The sequence below is a fragment of the Prevotella sp. SGI.167 genome (assembly GCF_050313615.1).
Lineage (GTDB): Bacteria > Bacteroidota > Bacteroidia > Bacteroidales > Bacteroidaceae > Prevotella.
In genome coordinates, this window is sequence record NZ_JBNPLT010000110.1 from 1 (window position 1) to 787 (window position 787).

Annotated in this window: 1 protein-coding gene; it reads left to right on the forward strand. The window is 46.0% G+C overall.

The features are described 5' to 3' along the window. The coding region (locus ACQRBJ_RS16095; RefSeq protein ID WP_445304237.1) for a PD-(D/E)XK nuclease domain-containing protein at positions 1 to 665 on the forward strand (665 nt) is incomplete at its 5' end. Positions 666 to 787: the final 122 nt, after the last annotated feature.

Sequence of the window (787 nt, forward strand, 5' to 3'; positions counted from 1 at the left end):
TTCTCCTGAAACAGCTGGATAAGTATCACGTCAATCTGGCTACACTGGAGAGTCAGGAGGCGGTACTGAACTCCTTCGACCAATCAACGGAGGAGATGACCGATGCCTTGCCATTGCTTTATCAGAGCGGATATCTGACTATCAAGAAGTATAATCCGATGTTTCAGGAATATACTTTAGGCATCCCGAACAGGGAGGTTCGTAACGGCTTACTCAATTCATTGATACCTCATTATGTGAATCCTCGCCGTTCCGACAATGATGCCTTCCTGTTGGGGTTCAGCAAGGCAGTTTACCGCAACGATATTGAGGCGGCACTGGAGCACATGCGTACCTATCTGGCAACGATTCCGTACGACCTGGAGAATCATAGCGAGAAGCATTATCAGACCATTTTCTATCTGATGTTCAGTTTCCTGAATATTTATATTCAAACGGAGGTGAAGAGTGCGATAGGCAGGGCTGATGCCGTGATGCACATGCCCGACACCATCTACGTCTTCGAGTTGAAGGTAGACAAGAGTGCCGAGGAGGCGTTGGCGCAGATAGATGAAAAGGGCTACATGCTCCCATATCATTCAGAGGGCAAGCGCCTGGTAAAAATCGGCATCAGCTTCGACAGCACCCAACGCACCATCAGCGAATGGAAGATCAAGGAAGAATAATTCATCTGATGATTTATTTCATCGGATGAATTGTTCATCGGATCTCACGATTCTCACGGATTTTTTACCTTTAAAAGTCCCACAGATTTCACAGATGACGCAGATTTTTTACTTTTTTACCT